The organism is Verrucomicrobiia bacterium (genome assembly GCA_035460805.1).
Taxonomy (GTDB): Bacteria; Patescibacteriota; UBA1384; order CAILIB01; family CAILIB01; genus DATHWI01.
Genome location: DATHWI010000130.1, coordinates 1 through 3,056 on the forward strand (window position 1 = coordinate 1; position 3,056 = coordinate 3,056).

General features: G+C 48.8%; 2 protein-coding genes and 1 tRNA gene. 1 reads left to right on the plus strand and 2 read right to left on the minus strand.

The genetic code is table 11. From position 1 onward, the window contains the following. The first annotated feature begins 66 nt into the window (after positions 1-66). Positions 67-141 (plus strand) — tRNA-Val (locus VLA04_05570). A gap of 149 nt (positions 142-290) precedes the next feature. Here VLA04_05570 and VLA04_05575 read toward each other — a convergent pair. Next, complete coding sequence (locus VLA04_05575; protein HSI21134.1) at positions 291-1,199, minus strand: NAD-dependent DNA ligase; 909 nt, start codon at positions 1,197-1,199, stop codon at positions 291-293. Positions 1,200-1,339: 140 nt separating this feature from the next. After that, positions 1,340-2,878, minus strand: coding sequence for an RNA-directed DNA polymerase (locus tag VLA04_05580; protein HSI21135.1), 1,539 nt, complete (start codon positions 2,876-2,878; stop codon positions 1,340-1,342). Between the last annotated feature and the right edge of the window lie 178 nt (positions 2,879-3,056).

Consider the following 3,056-nt stretch of genomic DNA (forward strand, 5'->3'; position numbering starts at 1 on the left):
GCCCAGCGCACGTCCGATTTGACCCGCTCGGGCCGACTGTGATTTAATACGCGCCTCCCTTCACAGGGGCGGTTAGCTCAGCGGTAGAGCACTGCCTTCACACGGCAGGGGTCACTGGTTCGATCCCAGTACCGCCCACCAGTTTTACTTTAAGTAAATCAATTGGTTAATCCGAAATTGGCATTAACCCTCACCCATGAAGTACGCCTGAACAACTTCTGAAGTTGGACACAATTTGGACAGGATTTGGACAACCTCCTGACCCCTTACGACTTGATTGTAACCTAGCCCTAGCTTTGATCTAATACAGCATCGTGAAAGTCATTCTCATGGATGATCATTAGCGCATAGCCCCTCTTGCGATATTCAATCGCTGCCTCCACCTTTCGGCCATAGCATGAGTACGCCCAGCAGGGATTGCCCTCGGCCCCAATAACAAGGTAATTCACAGAAGCGTTGACGGTCTTGGAAGCATTACCGCCAAGGCCCTCGACAATCAGATGCAAATCAACTTTTTTGAGACGGCTAGAAGCTCCAGTGAAACAAAAGGTAGACCCCTCGAAGACAATCTCGGGGCACATTGCACATACACCCAACGAGCAACCATCTAAAGTGATGATCGGATCAGTGATGGTGCGATTATCGAGAACAGCTAAGAACTCTCCAAAGAAGGCCTGAAGCACGCGCTGCTCGTTGTCATCAATCTTGCCATCCTGAAGTACAGCCGTAATCAAGCTATCCACTTCGTCAAACGGCCAGAGGGTTCTCAAGTGTTCGTGGTTGTTGACCCACTCTCGGAGTCCAACCAGCTCCTCTTTCGTCACCAGTCCGTCAGCAGCAATACCGCCAAGGATAGCGTGCAGCACCTGTAGGTCAGCGGTAACCGCGTCGAAGAATTGCGTGGATTGGAGGCGCTCACAAAGCCAGAGGATGTCTTTTCGTTCCTCTTCGTCAAGAAGTTGATCTTGTACCGAAGCCTCCACTCGCGGGACAAGCTCATTGAACGGATGCTTCCTTCGGTACTCTTCATGCTCTGCAAGCCAGAGGTGCAACAACCCAAGCTCCTTGTGGTTGATGACTCCATCAATGGCTATGCCCTCAATCAAACCGACAAGAGTATTAATGGCTTTCTCTAAGCGTGATTTGCCAGTGAACTTGTAGTACCCCGCAACCTCCCTAACAACCCCTGCCGTTTCCATTGCAGCCCCCAATTCATTGTTTTTATCAACCGTTAGACTATTCCGATTCAATGTCACTGAAAACAATTCAGCAGAAAATTCTGAGAGGTCATTTGAGAATTACGAGGAAAGTCCATACCCCCCCTCCCCCTCGATAGCAGTTAACCGCTAGCACCTGCACTGCCACTACCAAGCGCTACTTTCTTTGGTACATAAACTTCAGAGTCTCTGAGGAATGAAATGCCCTGCTCTTTCATCCAAGCGGCAACCGGGTCTTTTGCTATATCGCTGGCAGCTACTGCCTTTCGCATCCATCCCCGTTTGTATGCCTCATAGCTGAAAAGCCAATGGTCTGAAATGAAACAGTCGTCAACAAGCCACCCCTCCCAAAGAGTAGGTTGATAGTCCGGATCGAATAAAGACTCTCGGTTATGCAACGCGAGAGCCGCTACAAAGTCGTCATCCACCAAGGCAATCTTGTCTTGCGAGTTACTATTTAGGCCAAAATCCAACGTGGATGCGGCCCATATTCCCCAAGCGACTTCACTTCCATGACCTACAGTAGCACTCGTATCTATCAAACAATTGATAGCTTTTTCACCCATCTCTGCATCGACTTCATAGCCCTGCGTAAGTGTATTGAAACGCACTACTTCAACGATAAATCTAAGCGTACCTGGATCAAGCGCTAGACATTGCCAGAGAAGGCTTTGCGCTAGTACCCAGACCCTCTCAGATATAGCTGTTCCTTGCAGCGCAGCAATTGCATAGCGCAGAACTCCGTCGTTGGGATATTGCTTGGCTAGAGCGAATGCTGTATCGATGTAATCTATCCAAGCAGAGTCTGATTTGGTACCCGCCTCGGGCATGTACTTATGAAGTATTGAGATGTAAGGGGAATCTAACTCGTAGGGCAGTTCAATGAGTTCGGTTTTATTTCCATTCAGTTGCAATTCGTACTCATGGAGAAATCCTTCAAGGCACACCAAAGTATGCTCGGCATCTGCCAATGTGGAATGTGCATACTCAATGTCATCGATGAACCGCACACCCCCCAGGATATTGCATTCAACGGCCATCGCCTCGTCCACAACCCCCAGAATTAACTCTGCAATACCTAAGGAGGTATCAGGGCCAATAGCTATGCCTTTGGTTTGGCCGTTCTGGCAAGCCCTAAGCTCTGCGTCGATCACGTTCCCACCCAAACTTTGATCGTGCTTGTTTTCCTTAGCTAGCTTTTTAGTATGCATGGCCCATGGAATGGTGTGGGTATACACAGACGGGTAGAACTGCGATATATCGGCAGCAACTAGATAGCGTGCTCCCACACGGCTAATGGCCTTTGGCACGGATCGCATACCAGGCTTACCGGAAAAGGCTCTTTCCTGATTTGGTGCTAGGGTAGGTTTAGTATGAGAAAAGGCAGACTTATTCCAAGCCGCTTTCAAGCTGTCATCATTTGCTTGAAATGCTCTTGCTAACCTGAAAAAGCTCAAGGGGTTTGGTGTTGTAAGTCTTCGTCGTAGGCCACCAACTCGGGCAATGTTGTGAGCTATTGGTTGTGTCCAAAGTGCAGACTTATCGGTGAGCGGGGCTGGTAGATCACTCGCCTGATTTACGAAAGCTCTTAATCCGGCCGAGGAAAATACGGACGGAAGCTCTTTGGGCAAGTAACCCTTCATCAGCAGTTCCTTTAGCACAAATACCCCCGGCTCTTCTGTTCTTGGCTAATTGTACCAGCTCAAAAGGTACACCTTATGAGCCATGCTTGACCTGACCGGAGAGAATGGCTCATTAACTGTTAATTTACTCCGAGCCACCCATGATTATTTGGGCCATATCTTTTGAACTGAGGCTGGAAAAATTCTCTGAGGTTTA